14 protein-coding genes are annotated in these 18,369 nt (G+C 64.5%); 13 read left to right on the forward strand and 1 reads right to left on the reverse strand.

The window, feature by feature from the left end; genetic code table 11:
• The first annotated feature begins 417 nt into the window (after positions 1-417).
• The 10 genes from der (at position 418) to HDG33_RS02930 (ending at position 11,700) form a co-directional block, all read left to right on the forward strand.
• On the forward strand, positions 418-1,755 hold the full coding sequence (gene der / locus HDG33_RS02885; protein ID WP_184022435.1) for a ribosome biogenesis GTPase Der: 1,338 nt from the start codon (positions 418-420) through the stop codon (positions 1,753-1,755).
• Positions 1,756-1,930: 175 nt separating this feature from the next.
• Positions 1,931-2,167, forward strand: a complete 237-nt coding sequence (gene hfq / locus HDG33_RS02890; protein WP_006051315.1) for an RNA chaperone Hfq — start codon at positions 1,931-1,933, stop codon at positions 2,165-2,167.
• A gap of 30 nt (positions 2,168-2,197) precedes the next feature.
• Entirely contained in the window at positions 2,198-3,412 is a 1,215-nt protein-coding gene (gene hflX, locus HDG33_RS02895) for a GTPase HflX (RefSeq protein ID WP_184022437.1), read from the forward strand.
• Positions 3,413-3,463: 51 nt separating this feature from the next.
• Entirely contained in the window at positions 3,464-4,867 is a 1,404-nt protein-coding gene (gene hflK, locus HDG33_RS02900; RefSeq protein ID WP_184022439.1) for an FtsH protease activity modulator HflK, read from the forward strand.
• A 15-nt stretch (positions 4,868-4,882) separates the two neighbouring features.
• Entirely contained in the window at positions 4,883-5,788 is a 906-nt protein-coding gene (gene hflC / locus HDG33_RS02905; protein ID WP_184022442.1) for a protease modulator HflC, read from the forward strand.
• Positions 5,789-5,831: 43 nt separating this feature from the next.
• Positions 5,832-6,023 carry a DUF2065 domain-containing protein gene (locus HDG33_RS02910; RefSeq protein ID WP_090800720.1) on the forward strand — a complete coding sequence of 64 codons (192 nt, stop codon included), beginning with the start codon at positions 5,832-5,834 and terminating at the stop codon, positions 6,021-6,023.
• 217 nt (positions 6,024-6,240) lie between these two features.
• Positions 6,241-7,392 (forward strand): ATP phosphoribosyltransferase regulatory subunit, encoded by a 1,152-nt coding sequence (locus tag HDG33_RS02915; RefSeq protein WP_090800718.1) that lies wholly within the window; start codon positions 6,241-6,243, stop codon positions 7,390-7,392.
• A gap of 221 nt (positions 7,393-7,613) precedes the next feature.
• Positions 7,614-8,960 (forward strand): adenylosuccinate synthase, encoded by a 1,347-nt coding sequence (locus tag HDG33_RS02920; RefSeq protein WP_184022444.1) that lies wholly within the window; start codon positions 7,614-7,616, stop codon positions 8,958-8,960.
• A gap of 3 nt (positions 8,961-8,963) precedes the next feature.
• Complete coding sequence (locus HDG33_RS02925) at positions 8,964-9,551, forward strand: phosphoribosyltransferase (protein WP_260330293.1); 588 nt, start codon at positions 8,964-8,966, stop codon at positions 9,549-9,551.
• Between the two features lie 262 nt (positions 9,552-9,813).
• Positions 9,814-11,700: a potassium transporter Kup gene (locus HDG33_RS02930; RefSeq protein ID WP_184022446.1), complete on the forward strand. Its 1,887-nt coding sequence runs from the start codon at positions 9,814-9,816 to the stop codon at positions 11,698-11,700.
• A gap of 214 nt (positions 11,701-11,914) precedes the next feature.
• Here HDG33_RS02930 and HDG33_RS02935 read toward each other — a convergent pair whose 3' ends face one another.
• Entirely contained in the window at positions 11,915-14,269 is a 2,355-nt protein-coding gene (locus HDG33_RS02935; protein ID WP_184022448.1) for a Tex family protein, read from the reverse strand.
• A 319-nt stretch (positions 14,270-14,588) separates the two neighbouring features.
• On the opposite strand from HDG33_RS02935, the gene HDG33_RS02940 reads away from it, so the two are divergent.
• The 3 genes from HDG33_RS02940 to HDG33_RS02950 all read left to right on the forward strand — a co-directional run bounded on the left by HDG33_RS02940 (position 14,589) and on the right by HDG33_RS02950 (position 18,233).
• Positions 14,589-15,536 carry a hypothetical protein gene (locus HDG33_RS02940; protein WP_184022450.1) on the forward strand — a complete coding sequence of 316 codons (948 nt, stop codon included), beginning with the start codon at positions 14,589-14,591 and terminating at the stop codon, positions 15,534-15,536.
• Positions 15,537-15,686: 150 nt separating this feature from the next.
• Positions 15,687-15,905, forward strand: coding sequence for a DUF465 domain-containing protein (locus tag HDG33_RS02945; protein ID WP_013089766.1), 219 nt, complete (start codon positions 15,687-15,689; stop codon positions 15,903-15,905).
• Between the two features lie 63 nt (positions 15,906-15,968).
• On the forward strand, positions 15,969-18,233 hold the full coding sequence (locus HDG33_RS02950; protein WP_184022452.1) for an ATP-dependent DNA helicase: 2,265 nt from the start codon (positions 15,969-15,971) through the stop codon (positions 18,231-18,233).
• Positions 18,234-18,369: the final 136 nt, after the last annotated feature.

Raw genomic sequence — 18,369 nt, forward strand, 5'->3', positions numbered from 1 at the left:
TAATTGAAGTCTGCGCCGGCTTTGGCGTGCGGCTCCTGCGTCGGGTTGCCATGCTGCCCGTCGCGTGATCGGGCAGGCTCAATAGAAAAAATCGCCGGATGGGCTGGTCCGGCAAGTCGGATCGAGGCTGTGGCCGCCGGCATGCAAGGCGGCGCGTGCGCTTCGTCGGCGGCCTTGCAAATTAAAGACGCCCTCGAACACGAGCGCGTCAGCCGTCGAGCAGCCCGGTCTGAAGCAGGCGCCCCCGGCGGCGTCTGTGCAGCCCACTCCCGTCCGCCTGGATGCGCAAATCGATCGCGCATCCGGAGCAGGCTGAATTCGTGATAATTTCGTCAGAACGCCACCCCGTGGCGGCCGCCTGGCGTCGCTACGCGCGCGATCGGTTGCGATCCCGCGTTTCACCGTGAACAACATCAGATGAAACCCGTTATTGCCCTCGTTGGGCGCCCCAATGTGGGGAAATCCACGCTGTTCAACCGCCTTACGCGTTCGCGTGATGCGCTGGTTGCCGACCTGCCCGGTCTCACGCGGGATCGCCATTATGGCGAAGGACGCGCCGGCGAGCGGCCGTATCTGGTCGTCGACACCGGCGGCTTCGAGCCGGTCGCGAAAGACGGCATCCTGCACGAGATGGCGCGCCAGACCCGCCAGGCGGTCGAAGAGTCGGACGTCGTCGTGTTCATCGTCGATGGGCGCAACGGTCTCGCGCCGCAGGACAAGTCGATCGCCGACTATCTGCGCAAGGTCGGCCGGCCGATCTTCCTCGTTGTGAACAAGGCCGAGGGCATGAAGTACGCCAACGTCGCGGCCGACTTCTACGAACTCGGTCTCGGCGATCCGCGCGCGATTTCGGCCGCGCACGGCGACGGCGTCACCGACATGATCAACGAGGCGCTCGAAGTCGCGTATGCCGGTCAGCCGGAAGAGAGCGAGGAAGACAAGGAAGCGCGCGGCGTGAAGATCGCCATCGTCGGCCGGCCGAACGTTGGTAAGTCGACGCTGATCAATGCGCTGGTCGGCGAAGAGCGCGTGATCGCATTCGACATGCCCGGCACTACGCGCGACTCGATCTACGTCGATTTCGAGCGCAACGGCAAGCCGTATACGCTGATCGACACGGCCGGCCTGCGCCGCCGCGGCAAGGTGTTCGAGGCGATCGAAAAGTTCTCGGTCGTGAAGACGCTGCAGTCGATCTCCGATGCGAACGTCGTGATCCTGCTGCTCGACGCGCGTCAGGACATCTCGGATCAGGATGCGCACATCGCTGGCTTCGTCGTCGAGCAGGGCCGCGCGTTGGTGGTTGGCGTGAACAAATGGGACGGTCTCGATCCGCATGTGCGCGAGCGCACCAAAGCCGACCTCGAACGCAAACTAAAATTTCTGGACTTCGCCAAATTCCATTTCATTTCCGCCGCGGAAAAAACCGGAATCGGGCCGCTGATGCGTTCGGTCGACGACGCGTACACGGCCGCGATGTCGAAGCTGCCGACGCCGAAGCTGACGCGCGCGCTGATCGAGGCGGTCGAATTCCAGCAGCCGCGCCGTCGCGGTCCAGTGCGTCCGAAGCTGCGTTACGCACACCAGGGCGGACAGAATCCGCCGATTATCGTGATTCACGGCAATGCGCTCGACGCGATCACCGACACGTATAAGCGGTACCTCGAAAATCGCTTCCGGGAAACTTTCAAGCTGACGGGGACTCCATTGCGAATAGAGTTCAGATCGTCGACGAACCCTTACGCGGACAAAGGCTGAAGCAAGCTGAAGCTGGTCTTAAACCTGGGCTGAAACCCGCGTGTATGCTGGGTTTGGCCGGGGGTCCCGGGCCCGCGCGTCGAAATGAAAATCAGCTATAGTGTAGCGGTTGGCGGCGGATCTCTTTTTCTTCGCCGTCAATTCAGTCAACCTGCAAAAAAATACGGAGTTTGCTATGAGCAACAAAGGGCAATTGTTACAAGACCCGTTTTTGAACGCACTGCGTAAAGAGCATGTGCCGGTGTCGATCTACCTGGTCAACGGCATCAAGCTTCAAGGGAACATCGAATCGTTCGACCAGTACGTCGTGTTGCTCCGGAATACGGTCACCCAGATGGTCTACAAGCACGCCATTTCGACGGTCGTGCCTGCCCGTCCGGTGAATTTCCACCCGGATTCCGAACAGTCCTAACCCTCGCCGCGGCCGGCACACTGTCGCCCGTTGGCGATCACTCCCGGCCGCGTCATTTTGATACCCTCCAATTTGATCAATGCAGCGCTCGTTGGCATCGACTTCGGCAAGATCGATTTCGAAGCCAGTCTCGAAGAACTCAGCCTGCTCGCGCAAAGCGCGGGCGCGAACCCCCTGGTCACCCTCACCGGACGCCGTTCCAGTCCCGACGCGAAGATGTTCGTCGGCAGCGGCAAGGCCGAAGAATTGCGCCTTGCGTGCGAAGCAAACGACATCGAACTCGTGATCTTCAACCATGCTCTGGCGCCTGCGCAGCAGCGCAATCTGGAGCGGGCGCTTAATCGGCGCGTGGTCGATCGCACCAGTCTGATCCTCGACATTTTCGCGCAGCGCGCGCGCAGCCACGAAGGCAAGCTGCAGGTCGAACTCGCGCAGCTGCAATATCTGTCGACCCGGCTGATTCGCGCGTGGACCCACCTCGAACGCCAGAAGGGCGGTATCGGATTGCGCGGTCCAGGCGAGACGCAGCTCGAAACCGACCGCCGGCTGATCGGCGAGCGCATCAAGGCGCTCAAGATCCGCCTCGACAAGCTGCGCCGCCAGCATGGCACGCAACGCCGGGCGCGGAATCGCAACCAGACGATGTCGGTGTCGCTCGTCGGCTACACGAACGCCGGCAAATCGACGCTCTTCAACGCGCTGACCAAGGCGCAGGCGTATGCCGCCGACCAGTTGTTCGCCACGCTCGATACCACCTCGCGGCGCGTGTATCTGGGCGACGAAGCGGGGCAGGTGGTGGTGTCCGATACCGTCGGTTTCATCCGCGAGCTGCCGCACCAGCTCGTCGCCGCGTTCCGCGCGACGCTCGAGGAAACCATTCACGCGGACCTGCTGCTGCATGTCGTCGATGCATCGAGCGCGGTGCGGCTCGACCAGATCGATCAGGTCAACGAGGTGTTGCACGCGATCGGCGCGGACACGATCCGTCAGGTGCTCGTGTTCAACAAGATCGACGCGGTGCCAGAGCTGGCAGCCCGTGGCGACGCGGTCGAGCGGGACGAGTATGGTAATATTTCGCGCGTCTTTTTGAGCGCGCGCACCGGGCAGGGGCTGGATGCATTGCGCGCTGCCATCGCCGAAATCGCTACAGCCGAACCGCTTGCCGACATGCCGTTCGATGCGTCGCAAGATGACCGCGCGGCGCAACTGCGCGACGACCACAAGGTTCCAGAACTCGGGCACTGACCCGTTCCAAAATTGCACTGACCCGCTGTCTACTCTGGTGAACGAACACAGGTGAACGATTACAACGAGCGGAGTATCTGGCTGCGTATGCGCGCCTTGCTTTCACTGAACGATCCGCGTTGGGGCCGGGGCGACGGCAACGGCGACCGGCAACGGCCGAACGATCCGAAGCGACCGGCACGCGACGGTGAAGGTCCGCCCGACCTCGACGAAATGTGGCGCGATTTCAATCGCCGTCTGTCCCGGATTTTCGGGCGCAGGGGCGGCGGTGTCGGCGGTGGCCGTCCTGACAACGGCCGTGGCGCGCGCATCGGCGTCGGCATCGTGATCGGCGTGCTGATCGCGATCTATCTCGGCAGCGGTGTGTTCGTCGTGCAGGATGGCCAGGCGGCCGTCGTGCTGCAGTTCGGCAAGTATCGCTATACCGCGGCGCCGGGCGTGCACTGGCGTCTGCCGTTTCCGTTCGAGTCCCACGAGTTCGTCAATGTCGGGCAGATCCGCCAGGTCGAGATCGGCCGTAGCAATGTGGTGCGTCTCGCGAACGTGAAGGACGCGTCAATGCTCACGCACGACGGCGACATCGTCGACGTGCGCTTCGCCGTGCAGTACCAGGTGCGCAATCCCAACGACTTTCTGTTTCGCAGCGTCGATCCCGATCAGAGCGTGATGCACGCCGCGCAGGCGGCGGTGCGCGGCATCGTCGGCGCGCAGAGCACTAGCGATATCCTCGATCAGGATCACGAAACTTTGCGCCAGCAGCTGATCGCGGCGATCCAGCAATCGCTCGATCAGTACCAGTCCGGTCTGGCAGTCACGGGCGTGACGATCCAGAGCGTGCAGGTGCCCGAGCAGGTGCAACCGGCGTTCGCCGACGCTGCGAAGGTGCACGACGAAAACGAACGCGCGAAACGCGATGCGCAGGCTTATGCGGCCGATCTTCTGCCGCGCGCGCAGGCCGACGTCGATCGTCAGGTCCAGGAAGCCAAAACCTATAGCCAGACCACGGTCGCGCAGGCGCAGGCCGAGGCCGAGCGCTTCAACCAGGTCTACGCCCAATACGCGAAGGCGCCGGCCGTCGTGCGCTTCCGCCTGTACATGGAAACCATGCAGCAGATTTACGCGAAGGCGACCAAGGTGTTCGTCGACGCGAAGAACGGCAACAACGTGCTGTATCTGCCGCTCGACAGGCTCGTCGAGCAGAACCGCGAACGCCAGGCCGCGGCGGCGGGCGCCGCCGCTTCGGGTGCTGCTGTCGCGGGCGCGCCGCAAGCGGCGAGTGCGGCCGCGCCGTCGGCCGCGTCGGCCGCTGAGACCGGTGCCGCGGCAGGCTCCGCCGCCGATGGCGCATCCGCACCCGCTGCTTCCGCGCCTGCGCCAGCGAGCCGGCCGAGCGCCGCGTCGCTGCGCTCGCGCGAAGCGTTCCGCAATCGCATGCGCGAAGACGACGTTCAATAAGGAGCGCACAAGAATATGAACCGAATCATTGCGCTCGTCGTCGCGGTCGTCATCGTGCTGTTCGCGGCATCGTCGATGGTGTTCGTCGTCGATCAACGGCATATGGCTGTGTTGTCCGCGCGCGGCGACGCGACGCCCACGCTGCTCGGCCCGGGGCTGCACGTGAAGCTGCCGCCGCCGCTGCAAACGGTCGCGTTCGTCGACAATCGCATCCAGTCGCTCGACGCACCCGACGAAGATCATTACGTCACGTCCGACAAAACCGATCTGCTGGTCAACCCGGTCATCAAGTTCCGCGTGACCGATCCGCTGAAGCTGATCGCCGAAACGAAGGGTGATCCGCAGAGTCTGCCCGACCGGCTCGCGCTGCTGTCGCGCGGCGCGCTCGGCGACGCGTTCGGCAAGTTCACGCTGTCCGACGCGCTCGCCAAACAACCGGCGGTCGCCGAACAGGCCCGCGGTGCGATGGACAAGGGCGCGGCATCGCTCGGCGTATCGGTCGTGGATGTGCAACTCACGCGCGTCGATTTCCCGGCCGCGGTGGCCGACTCGGTATTCAAGCGCATGATCGCCGCGCGCAAGCAGGTCGCGGCGGACGAGCGAGCGAAGGGCGCCGCCGAAGCGAATCAGATCCGCGCGGACGCGCTCGCCAAGCAGCAGGCGGTGCTCGCCGACGGCCTCGCGCAGGCGCAGGGCATTCGCGGCGAAGGCGATGCAAAGGCCGCGGAGATCGCTGCCGAAGCGTTCGGCAAGGATCCGCAGTTCTACCAGTTTTATCAAAGCATGCAGGCGTACCGGAAGACCTTCAAGCCGGGCGACCTGATCGTGGTCGACTCCAGTAGCGAGTTCTTCCGCTTCATGCGTAGCCCGACCGGCGGCGTCGCCCCGGACGCTTCCGCGCCTGCTGCGCGCAAACGCTGATTACCGAAGGCCGCGGCATCCGCATCGCGGCCGCTTCACTCGCATGGACATAGCTGGTTCGTTATTGCTCGCGATCGCGCTGATGCTGATTATCGAGGGGATGTTTCCGTTCGTTTTTCCAACCGCCTGGCGCGACACGTTCCGTAAAATAGCGGAACGACCGCCGCATCAGATTCGTGTCGGAGGGCTCATCGTGATGTTGCTCGGGCTGGTTCTACTGTTCATCGCGACCTGAAGCCGGCTTGCTTGTCTGATGAACGCCGCGTGTTGCGGCGTGTTTTGCCGGCCCGAGCAAAACGCGTACTGACCGGCCACGCCGCCGCGCGTCGCGCGCGTGCCGCAAAGCGCCGCCCGGGCGTCTGTGTCAGCCGCCAGAATCAAGCCGCTCTACGTCATTCACACTCATCATCGGCGCTGCAAGACGCCGTGTTCAACGCCGTAGGACTGTATCGATGTCGACCTGGTTGCTTCCTGAGAATATCGCCGACGTGCTGCCGTCGGAGGCCCGCAAGATCGAAGAATTGCGGCGTCATTTGCTGGACCGTTTCCGCTCGTACGGCTACGAAATGGTGATGCCGCCGCTGCTCGAATACCTCGAGTCGCTGCTGACGGGCGGTGGGCACGATCTGAATCTGCGCACCTTCAAGCTCGTCGATCAACTGTCGGGCCGCACGCTCGGTCTGCGCGCCGACATCACGCCGCAGGTCGCGCGCATCGACGCGCATCTGCTGAACCGCCAGGGCGTCACGCGTCTTTGCTATGCGGGCAACGTCGCGCATACGCGCCCGCGCGGCCTGCATGCGACGCGTGAGCAGATCCAGATCGGTGCGGAAATCTACGGCCACGCGGGGCTCGAAGCGGACCTCGAAATCCAGCAGCTGATGCTCGACGCGCTGCGTCTCGCCGGCCTCGCGAAGGTGCGTCTGGACCTGTGTCACGCGGGCGTGCTGGCGGCGCTGATCGAAGCCGAGCCGGCCGCCGAGGAACTCGGCCCGGCGCTCTACGACGCGCTGGCCGGCAAGGACGTGCCGCGCCTGGTCGAGATGACCGCGCAATTCTCGCCGGTGATTCGCGATGCGCTGCGCGCGCTGCCGACGCTGTACGGCGACGCGTCGGTGCTCGAAGAGGCCCGCGCGCGTCTGCCGAATTCACCGGCGATCGCCCGCGCGCTCGACGACCTCGCGTTCCTCGCGAGCCAGGTCGACGGCGCCGAAGTGATGATCGACCTCGCCGATCTGCGCGGCTACGCGTACCACAGCGGCGTGATGTTCTCCGCTTACGTGGACGGCGTGCCGAACGCGGTCGCGCGCGGCGGCCGTTACGACCACGTCGGTCAGGCCTATGGCCGCGCTCGCGCGGCAACCGGCTTTTCGCTGGATCTGCGCGAAGTCGCGCGGATCTCGCCGGTGGAAGCGCGCAGCAGCGCGATCCTCGCGCCGTGGCGGCACGACGAAGCGTTGCGCGTGGCGGTCGCGGCATTGCGCGATGGCGGTGAAGTGGTCATCCAGGCGCTGCCTGGCCACAAGCACGATCTCGATGAATTCGCGTTCGACCGGGTGCTGGTCGAGCGCAATGGCGCATGGGTGGTTGAACCGCGCGCTTGAGCCGCGCGTTCCGATCTACGCTGCCGGGGACCCGTCCCCCGACGTTCGCCCGAGGGCGGCGCAACCACCGCCCGAATCGCGCGCGGTCGCGCGACTCTGCACGGCCGCGCATCCCTCCCGATACTCAACATAACGTGCATACCGTTGAGCGGAAACGGAAAAATTCCGGAAGCTTCCGCGAACCTAGGTAAAATACGTTTTTAACCAGCTTACGAAACAACATGTCTGCCAGCGCAGTGAATGTGAACCCCGGGCGCAACGTCGTCGTCGTGGGTACCCAATGGGGTGATGAGGGCAAGGGCAAGATCGTCGACTGGCTGACGGACCACGCTCAGGGCGTCGTTCGCTTCCAGGGCGGTCACAATGCCGGTCACACGCTTATCATCGGCGGCAAGAAAACCATCTTGCGTCTGATTCCGTCGGGCATCATGCATCCCGGCGTCGCGTGCTACATCGGCAATGGCGTCGTGTTGTCGCCGGAAGCGCTGTTCAAGGAAATCGGCGAACTCGAAGCCGCCGGCATCGACGTCCAGAAGCGCCTGTTCATTTCCGAAGCCACCACGCTGATCCTGCCGTACCACATCGCGATCGACCAGGGCCGCGAAGCGCGCCGCGGCGCGAGCAAGATCGGCACGACCGGCCGCGGCATCGGCCCGGCCTACGAAGACAAGGTCGCGCGCCGCGGCCTGCGCGTGCAGGACCTGTTCGACGCGCCAGCCTTCGCCGAGCGTCTGCGCGAAAACCTCGACTATCACAACTTCGTGCTCACGCAGTACCTCGGCGCCGCCGCGGTCGACTTCCAGCAAACGCTCGACACGATGCTGAGCTACGCCGACCGACTGAAGCCGATGGTTACCGACGTGTCGCGCCGTCTCTACGACGTCAACGCGAACGGCGGCAATCTGCTGTTCGAAGGCGCGCAGGGCACGCTGCTCGACATCGACCATGGCACCTATCCGTTCGTCACCTCGAGCAACTGCGTCGCGGGTGCCGCGACGGCGGGCGCGGGCGTCGGTCCGCAGAAGCTCAACTACATCGTCGGCATCACGAAGGCGTACTGCACGCGTGTCGGTTCGGGCCCGTTCCCGAGCGAACTGTACGATGCGGACAATGCTTCGCGCCAGGACCCGATCGGCCTCGAACTCGCCACCGTCGGCAAGGAATTCGGCTCGGTCACCGGCCGTCCGCGCCGCACCGGCTGGCTCGACGTCTCCGCGCTGCGTCGCTCGATCCAGATCAACGGCGTGACGGGGCTGTGCATGACCAAGCTCGACGTGCTCGACGGTCTCGACGAAGTGAAGCTGTGCGTCGGCTACACGATCGACGGCCACAACGTCGATCTGCTGCCGCGCGGCGCGACGGAAGTCGCGCGCTGCGTACCGGTCTACGAAACCTTTGCGGGATGGAAGGAAAGCACGGTCGGCATCAAGGAGTGGGACAAGCTGCCCGCCAACGCGCGTGCGTACCTGAGGCGCGTGCAGGAAGTCGCGGGCATTCCGATCGACATGGTCTCCACCGGTCCAGACCGCGACGAAACGATTCTGCTGCGTCATCCGTTCAAGGTCTAAGCGATGCAAGATGTACCCATGATCGCGATGAAAGATCCGCGCAACGACGACAAGAACCTGTGGGTCGGCTGGGACGAATATCACCGGCTGATCGAGATGCTCGCACTTGCCGTGCACGAATCGGGCTGGAAGTTCGACAAGATCCTGTGCCTCGCGCGCGGCGGTCTGCGCGTCGGCGACCAGTTGTCGCGCATCTACGATCTGCCGTTGGCGATTCTGGCAACGAGCTCTTATCGCGAGGCAGCGGGCACGCAGCAGGGCGAACTCGACATCGCGCAATACATCACGATGACGCGCGGCGAACTGCACGGTAACGTGCTGCTCGTCGATGACCTCGTCGATTCGGGCGTCACGCTCGCGCGCGTGCAGCAGCATCTGAAGGAACGCTATCCGGCCATCACCGCGGTGCGCTCGGCCGTGCTGTGGTACAAGGGCTGCTCGAAGGTGAAGCCCGATTACCACGTGCAGTATCTGCCGACCAACCCGTGGATTCATCAGCCGTTCGAGGAGTGGGACACGGTGCGTCCGCATAACCTCGGCGCGTGGATCAAGCGCGGCATCGCCCAGGCCGATGAGGCGTCGGGCAATTGACGCGAAGCCGCGCGCCTCACGCTTTGTCGCATCGGATCTCGCGCGTCATCGCGGTGTCACAAAACGGAGTCCAGTCGGGCTCCGTTTTTGTATGCGTCACGCGCGGCGCCAGGACGTCCGCACCGCGACAGGCGCGTCCATATCGCAGTGCTACACTGCGCGGACATCCACGTGGCGTATCCACAACAAGCCGGGCGGTACCGGATGGGCAGTTTAAAATAGCGGTCGTTTTTTCCGCCCGGGAACGGATTTCCTCGCGTCCATGACAGATAACAATCACGTACACAAACAGCCACTGCCTTCCCTTGCGATTGCCGCGATCGGAGTGGTGTTCGGCGACATCGGTACGAGCCCGTTGTACGCGCTGAAGGAAGCCTTCAGTCCGTCGCACGGCATCCCGTTGACCGATCAGTCGATCCTTGGCGTTATTTCGCTGCTGTTCTGGGCGATCGTGATCGTGGTCGGCGTTAAGTACGTGCTGTTCGTGATGCGCGCCGACAACAACGGCGAGGGCGGCGTCCTCGCGCTGATGGCGCTGGCGATGCGCTCGGTCGATCAGAAATCGAAAATGGCCGGCCTTCTGATGATGCTCGGCATCTTCGGCGCCTGCATGTTTTACGGCGACGCGGTGATCACGCCGGCAATCTCGGTGATCTCGGCGGTCGAAGGTCTCGAAATCGCCGCGCCGCATCTGGCGCATCTGGTGATTCCGCTGACCGTCGTGATCCTGATCGTGCTGTTCTGGATCCAGCGGCACGGCACGGCCACGGTCGGCCGTCTGTTCGGGCCGATCATGACGCTTTGGTTCCTCGTGCTCGCCGTGCTCGGCCTGTGGCACATCATGCAATCGCCGAATGTGATCCAGGCGCTCAATCCCTACTACGCGTACACGTTCATGGCCGCGCACGTGCTGCAGGCCTACGTGGTGCTCGGCTCGGTCGTGCTGGTGCTGACCGGCGCGGAGGCGCTGTACGCGGACATGGGCCACTTCGGCGCGCAGCCGATCCGCATGGCGTGGTACGTGCTCGTGATGCCTTCGCTCGTGCTGAACTACTTCGGCCAGGGCGCGCTGCTGATGCACGACCCAAAGGCGATCGAAAATCCGTTCTTCCTGCTAGCGCCGGACTGGGCGTTGTTGCCGCTCGTCGTGCTGTCGACGGTCGCGACGGTGATCGCGTCGCAGGCGGTGATTTCGGGCGCGTACTCGCTGACGAGCCAGGCGATCCAGCTCGGCTACGTGCCGCGCATGAAGGTCCTGCACACGTCCGAACTCGCGATCGGGCAGATCTATGTGCCGGTCGTGAACTGGATGCTGCTGTTCATCATCCTGTGCATCGTGATCGCGTTCAAGAGCTCGGACAATCTGGCGGCCGCGTACGGTATCGCGGTGACGGCAACGATGGTGATCACGACGATCCTTGCCTGCGTCGTGATGGTGAAGGTGTGGAACTGGAACAAACTGCTGGTTGGGCTCATCATCGGCGTGTTCATGGTGGTCGACCTGGGCTTTTTCGGCGCGAACCTGCTGAAGGTCGAAGAGGGCGGCTGGTTGCCGCTGTGCATCGGCGGCCTGCTGTTCTTCCTGCTGATGACGTGGTTCAAGGGCAGGATGATCGTGAAGGAACGCACGGCCGCCGACGGTATTCCGCTGATGCCGTTCCTGCAAGGCCTGCTCGCGCATCCGCCGCATCGCGTGTCGGGCACCGCGATCTATCTGACCGGCAGCGATTCGCTGGTGCCGGTGAGCCTGCTGCACAATCTGAAACACAACAAGGTGCTGCACGAGCGCACGATCTTTCTGACCTTCGTCACGCGCGACATTCCGTACGTGAAGGACGCCGATCGCGTGACCGTGAAGGACGTGAACGGTGGCCTGTGGCTGGTGAAGGCAGCCTACGGCTTTAACGAAACGCCCGACGTGAAGGCGGTGCTGCTCGACGTCGGCCGCACGCACGACATGAGCTTCGAATTGATGGACACGTCATTCTTCCTCGCGCGCGAAACGGTGGTGCCGACGCAATTGCCGGGCATGTCGGTATGGCGCGAGCGTGTGTTCGCGTGGATGCATCAGAACGCCGCGAAGCCGACCGACTTCTTCAGCATCCCGGCTAACCGGGTCGTGGAACTGGGAACGAAGATCGAGATTTGACGGCTCGCGCGTGATGTGCGGGAGCGCAAACAGGGAGCGCAAACAGGGAGCGCAAACAGGGAGCGCAAACAGGGAGCGCAAACAGGGAGCGCAAACAAAAAGCCCACGCATTGCGTGGGCTTTTTGTTCATGCGCGCGTGCAAGCGGTTGAGCGCGCGACGCAGTCATGTCACGGACCGGAGCGCGTGCGACGACGTGCTCCGGTCCGTGACGCTCACTTCTGCTTGAGCTTCGCAAACGCAGCCGCCATCGCGCCGCCCGGCTCCGGTTCGCGCGAGCGTTGCGGCGCACCGCGTCCCGCTCCGCCGCGATTGAAGCTGCCGCCCGAGCCACCGCGATCCTGCTGCGCACCGCCGCCGCTGCGCGCGGCCGCTGCACCGGGTTCGTCGTCGAGACGCATCGTCAGTGCGATACGCTGGCGCTTCACGTCGACTTCGAGCACCTTGACCTTGACGATCTGACCGGCTTTCACGACCTCATGCGGGTCCTTCACGAACTTCGTCGACATCGCCGACACGTGCACGAGGCCATCCTGATGCACACCGACGTCGATGAACGCGCCGAACGCCGCGACGTTCGTCACGACGCCTTCGAGCACCATGCCCGGGATCAGGTCGCTGACCTTCTCGACACCTTCGCGGAACGTCGCGGTCTTGAACTCGGGACGCGGATCGCGGCCCGGCTTCTCGAGTTCGACCAGGATGTCGCGCACGGTTGGAAGACCGAAACGCTCGTCGACGAATTCGGTGGGTGACACTCCGCGTAACGCGTCGCGATTGCCGAGCACTTCGCCGACCTGCTTACTGATCTTCGCGAGGATGCGTTGGACGACCGGATACGCTTCCGGGTGCACCGACGAACGGTCGAGCGGATTCTCGCCGTTATTGATGCGCAGGAAGCCGGCAGCCTGCTCGAAGGTCTTGTCGCCGAGACGCGGCACCTTGCGTAGATGCTCGCGCGACGGGAACGGCCCGTTCGCATCGCGATAGTCGACGATGTTGCGCGCGAGCGTTGCGTTTAAACCCGACACCCGCGCGAGCAGCGCGACCGACGCGGTGTTCGCATCGACGCCGACCGCATTCACGCAGTCTTCGACGACCGCGTCGAGCGAGCGCGCGAGTTCGCGCTGATTCACGTCGTGCTGATACTGGCCGACGCCGATCGCCTTCGGCTCGATCTTCACGAGCTCGGCGAGCGGGTCCTGCAGACGTCGCGCGATCGACACCGCGCCGCGCAGCGACACGTCCATGGCGGGGAATTCCTTCGCGGCAAGCTCGGACGCCGAGTACACCGACGCGCCGGCTTCGGACACGACGATCTTCTGCAGCTTCAGCTCCGGATGACGCGCGATCAGCTCGCTCGCGAGCTTGTCCGTCTCACGCGACGCGGTGCCGTTGCCGATGCTGATCAGCTCGGCCTGCGTTTGCGCGGCGATTCGCGCGAGCTTCGCGAGCGAGCCGTCCCAGTCGCGGCGCGGCTCGTGCGGGTAGATCGTGTCGGTCGCGAGCACCTTGCCGGTGCGGTCGACCACCGCCACCTTCACGCCGGTGCGCAAGCCCGGATCCAGACCGATCACGGCCTTCGGACCAGCCGGCGCCGCGAGCAGCAGGTCCTTCAGATTGCGCGCGAACACGCGGATCGCTTCGTGTTCGGCTTCGTCGCGCAGATTGGTCAGAAGCTCGTTTTCGAGGTGCGGCTGCACCTTCACGCGCCAGCACCAGCGGCACACGTCGGAGAGCCACTTGTCGGCGGGGCGATTCTGATTGGCGATGCCGAAGTGCCGCGCGATCAGCGCTTCGCCCGGGTGCGGCACCTGCGCATCGAGCTCTTCGCCGAGGCCGAGCTTGATCATCAGCACGCCGGCATTGCGGCCGCGGAACAGTGCGAGCGCGCGATGCGACGGCACCGTGCGGATCGTTTCGGCGTAGTCGTAGTAGTCGCGGAATTTCTCCTCTTCCGCGGTTTCCTTGCCTTCCACGACCTTCGACGACACCACGCCCTGGTTGAACAGATAGTCGCGCAGCTTGCCGAGCAGTTCGGCGGTCTCGCCGAATTGTTCGGAGAGGATGTCGCGCGCGCCGTCGAGCGCGGCCTTCACATCGGCGACGCCTTTGTCCGCGTCCACGTACGCCGCGGCTTCGGCTTGCGGATCGAGCAGCGGATTGCCGAGCAGCGCGTCGGCGAGCGGCTGCAAGCCGGCTTCGCGCGCGATCTGCGCGCGCGTGCGGCGCTTCGGTTTGTATGGCAGATAGAGGTCTTCGAGCACCTGTTTGCTGTCGGCGCCTTCGATCGCGCCGCGCAGCTCGTCGGTGAGCTTGCCCTGTTCGTCGATGCTCGCGATGATCGCCGCGCGCCGGTCTTCCAGCTCGCGCAAATAGAGCAGGCGCTCCTCGAGATTGCGCAGTTGCGTGTCGTCGAGATTGCCGGTCACTTCCTTGCGATAACGGGCGATGAACGGAACGGTCGCGCCTTCGTCGAGAAGTTCCACTGCGGCCGCGACCTGGCGCGGCTGGACGGACAGTTCGGTGGCGATGCGCTGGATGATCTTGAGTGCTACGGTTTCCGTCATAAGGTCTTGGTGTTCCTGCGGACTCAGTGATGGGCCGCGCGCGGGCGGCAAATCGGGACAGGCCCGGCGTGCGCCGCGACCAGGTTGCTAGAGCGGGGCATTTTGCCATAAATGCCAAAGGGCTCAACCGTGGGGTGTTAGAATTTCGGGCATGTTCCGTTGACCCTCTACGACGTTGCCAATCTCCTTGTCCCTCAACCGCCTGGTCTCTTCGCTGGCGTCAGGTTCACTGCCGGGTTCACTGCCGGGTTCGTCTCAATTGCCGCTGGTTTCTTTACGCTCGGTCGGTCGGTCGGCTTTAACGGCTGCCGCGTCGTGCGTGATCGCCGCAGCGCTCGTTGTGCCGGTCTCGGCCGTGGCGCAAAGCGCGACGCCGGCGCAAGGTACGGGGCCCGTCGCGGCCTCGGGCCCGCAAGCCGCCGCAACCGCCGACGGCCCTCAAAGCGCAAGTGATGTAGCCGTGCTGGAGAAGTCGTTCGACGAGCGGCAACAGGTGCTCAATCAGCGCACCGACGACAACAACTATCAATTCGCTGTCGCGCAACACAACTGCTACAGCCGCTTCTTCGTCAATCACTGTCTGAACCGCGCGCGCGACGCGATGCGCAGCGTGCAGGCGGACATCCGCAAGGAACAGCTCGCGCTCGACGCCGAGCAGCGTGCGCAGCGCGCCCGTGAACGCGACGAACGCACCGCGTTGCGGCGCGCGCAAAACGAGGCAGAAGCGCCGCAACGTGCCGCCGAAGACGCGCGCAACGAGCAGGCGTATCAGGAAAAGCAGCGTCAGCACGCGCTCGATCAGGCGCAGCACAACGCCGAGGCGCCGCAGCGCGAAGCCAATGCGCAGGCCTACGCGGAGAAGCAACGTCAGCACGCGCTCGATCAGGCGCAGCGCAACGCCGCGGCACCGCAGCACGAAGCCAATGCGCAGGCCTACGAGGAGAAGCAGCGCCAGCACGCGCTCGATCAGGCGCAGCATGGTGTCACGCCTGCGCAGGCGGCGGCCAATCAGAAGGCCTACGACCAGAAGCAGAGCGACTACCAGCGCAAGCTCGAGGAAGCGCGTCGGCAGGGTGCGCAAAAGGCCGCGGAGCGCCAGCAGAAACAGGAGACTTTCGAGCGGAAGCAGGCCGAGGCCGCGCAGCACAAGCTCGATGTCGAAGCACGTCAAAAGCAGGCCGCCGAGAAGGCCGAGCAGAAGCGTCAGGACGAGCTGAAGCAGCAACAGCTCGAAGAGCAGCAAAAGCAGCAACAAGAGCAACAGTAAGCGTGCTGTAGTGGCTGTATCGTAGAGTAAGCCGTGGGGCGGTCGTGGCCAGGGCCGCCGTAGTCGCCGTAATGCGTTTTGAGGCGGACAGCAACCTCAGGCATCGGACCGCGCGAACGCGGTTCGTGCCGCCGACCAGAGGAGGCGAGCATGCGCGATCGTCATCACGTCATCGACGCAAACACACTTCGCGACCGCATTCTGCAACTGGAATCGGAGCATAGTGGACTCGACCGGTTGATCGACCGGATGTCGGATGAACCCGGCATCGACGACTTCGAGTTGCAGCGCCTGAAAAAGCGCAAACTTAAAGTCAAGGACACCATCATCTTGCTGCAATTGCAGCTCGAACCGGACGCGCGCGCCTGAGTTCGCGGCCTGGCAGGCGCCGGGCGCGCAGCGCGCGAGCCGGACTTAGCAGGAACGCTTGCCTTGAATTCATCGCATGACACTTCATCCCGGGCCGCGCCGGACAACGCATCTGCTTCGGGCACGCCCGCGCCGCGCGCGGCAGCACCGGTGCCAGGTGTGTCGCTGAATCGGCGCCGCGCGAGCGAGCTCGACGACATCTTCGCCGACAACGGTCTGCTCGCACGGCAGATCGACGGTTATCGGCCGCGTGCGTCGCAGATCGAGATGGCGCGCGCGGTTGCCGCGGCGATGGAGGCGTCGGGCCGCGCGATGCCCGAGCCCGCGATGTTCGAGACGCAGAAGCGCCCGGCGCGGCGCCTGCAGCAGACCGGCGCCGAAGCCGTCTCTGAGTCGACCGGGAGCAACGCGCAAGCCGATGGCGTCGACGGTGGTGAGAATACGCTGATCGTAGAGGCGGGTACCGGCACCGGCAAGACCTATGCGTACCTCGTGCCGGCCATGCTGTGGGGCGGCAAGGTGATCGTCTCGACCGGCACCAAGCATCTGCAGGATCAACTGTTCCAGCGCGACATTCCGACCGTGCGCGACGCGCTCGCGGTGCCGGTGTCGGTCGCGATGCTGAAGGGCCGCGCGAACTACCTGTGCCATTACTACCTGCAACGCACCGCGGACAACGGCCGTCTGCCGTCGCGCCAGGAGACCTCGTATCTGCAGGACATCGTGCGCTTCGCGAAGATCACGCGCACCGGCGACAAGGCCGAACTCGCGAGCGTGCCGGAAACGGCGCAGGTGTGGTCGATGGTCACGTCGACGCGCGACAACTGTCTCGGCCAGGAGTGTCCCCACTACAAGGACTGCTTCGTGATGCAGGCGCGCCGCGAAGCGCAGCAGGCCGATATCGTGGTGGTCAACCACCATCTGTTTTTCGCCGACATCATGCTGCGCGATACCGGCATGGCGGAGCTGCTGCCGACTGCGAATACGGTCATCTTCGACGAAGCGCACCAGCTGCCCGAAACCGCGACGCTGTTTTTCGGCGAGACGCTATCGACCGCGCAGTTTCTCGAACTCGCACGCGATTCGGTGGCCGAGGGCCTCGGTCACGCACGCGATGCGGTCGATTGGGTCAAGCTCGGCGCGACGCTCGAGCGCGCCGCGCGCGACGTGCGGCTCGCGTTCAAGGAAGACTCGGTGCGTCTGTCGATCGGCCAGCTGCCCGACGATCACCCGCTGTTCGCCGCGCTCGAGACGCTCGAGGCCGAGCTCGACGCGTTGGCCTCGGCGTTGGCGGGCCAGGCCGAGCGAGCCGAATCGCTCGGCGCGTGTTTGCGTCGCGCGCGCGAGTTGCAGGACGTGCTGAGCGGCTGGACCATGCCACCCACGAGTGCAGAACGCGACGCGGTTGCGACCCGCGAGGGTGACGCCAGCGCGGAGCGCGCCGATCCGAATGAAAAGGTGCGCTGGATCGAGGTGTTCTCGCACACGGTGCAGCTGCACGAAACGCCGTTGTCGGTCGCGCCGATTTTCGCGAAGCAGCGCGCCGGCGTACCGCGCGCGTGGATCTTCACATCGGCGACGCTGTCGGTGCGCGGCGACTTCACGCACTATGCGGCGCAGATGGGCTTGAACTCGAAGCGCTCGATGACATTGCCGAGCCCATTCGACTATCCATCGCAAGGGCTTCTGTACGTACCGCGCAATCTGCCACAGCCGTCATCGCCGATGTTCACCGACGCCGTGTTCGATGCCGCATTGCCCGCGATCGAAGCCTCGGGCGGCGGCGTCTTCATGCTGTGCACGACGCTGCGCGCGGTGGATCGTATCTCGGCGAAGCTGCGCGACGCGATCGAGTCGCGCGGCTGGGATTATCCGCTGCTCGTGCAGGGCGATGCGAGCCGCACCGAACTGCTCGACCGCTTTCGCGCCTACGGCAATGCGATCCTGGTCGGCAGTCAGAGCTTCTGGGAAGGGGTGGACGTGCGCGGCGACGCGCTGTCGCTGGTCGTGATCGACAAGCTGCCGTTTGCGCCGCCGGACGATCCCGTACTGGCCGCGCGGCTCGACGCACTGACGAAGAAGGGCTTGAGCCCGTTCGCCGTGCATCAGCTGCCGCAGGCCGTCATCACGCTGAAGCAGGGCGCCGGCCGGCTGATTCGCGCGGAGACCGATCGTGGCGTGCTGATGATCTGCGATACACGTCTCGTCGATAAACCTTATGGCCGCCGCATCTGGCAGAGTCTGCCGCCGTTCAAGCGCACCCGCGAGATCGACGTGGTGCGTGAGTTCTTTGAGGAGAGCGCTGGGCCAGCGGCGCCGGTTCGATAGGGGATGTGTTCCACACATGCGACGAGCTCCGCAGCGGAAAGCGGCCCTGAATGACAAAACGCCACGGATGTGAATCCGTGGCGTTTTTCTTTTCCCGTTTGCGGCTCGCGCCGTTTCCGGCCAGCCTCCAAACGTT

Source organism: Paraburkholderia sp. Cpub6 (assembly GCF_014201065.1).
Lineage (GTDB): Bacteria > Pseudomonadota > Gammaproteobacteria > Burkholderiales > Burkholderiaceae > Paraburkholderia > Paraburkholderia tuberum.

Bases quoted from the DNA above. Each gene is read 5' to 3' on its own strand.
- der (WP_184022435.1), top strand. From the start codon at position 418: ATGAAACCCGTTATTGCCCTCGTTGGGCGCCCCAATGTGGGGAAATCC.
- hfq (WP_006051315.1), top strand. From the start codon at position 1,931: ATGAGCAACAAAGGGCAATTGTTACAAGACCCGTTTTTGAACGCACTG.
- hflC (WP_184022442.1), top strand. From the start codon at position 4,883: ATGAACCGAATCATTGCGCTCGTCGTCGCGGTCGTCATCGTGCTGTTC.
- HDG33_RS02910 (WP_090800720.1), top strand. From the start codon at position 5,832: ATGGACATAGCTGGTTCGTTATTGCTCGCGATCGCGCTGATGCTGATT.
- HDG33_RS02915 (WP_090800718.1), top strand. From the start codon at position 6,241: ATGTCGACCTGGTTGCTTCCTGAGAATATCGCCGACGTGCTGCCGTCG.
- HDG33_RS02920 (WP_184022444.1), top strand. From the start codon at position 7,614: ATGTCTGCCAGCGCAGTGAATGTGAACCCCGGGCGCAACGTCGTCGTC.
- HDG33_RS02925 (WP_260330293.1), top strand. From the start codon at position 8,964: ATGCAAGATGTACCCATGATCGCGATGAAAGATCCGCGCAACGACGAC.
- HDG33_RS02930 (WP_184022446.1), top strand. From the start codon at position 9,814: ATGACAGATAACAATCACGTACACAAACAGCCACTGCCTTCCCTTGCG.
- HDG33_RS02935 (WP_184022448.1), bottom strand. From the start codon at position 14,269: ATGACGGAAACCGTAGCACTCAAGATCATCCAGCGCATCGCCACCGAA.
- HDG33_RS02945 (WP_013089766.1), top strand. From the start codon at position 15,687: ATGCGCGATCGTCATCACGTCATCGACGCAAACACACTTCGCGACCGC.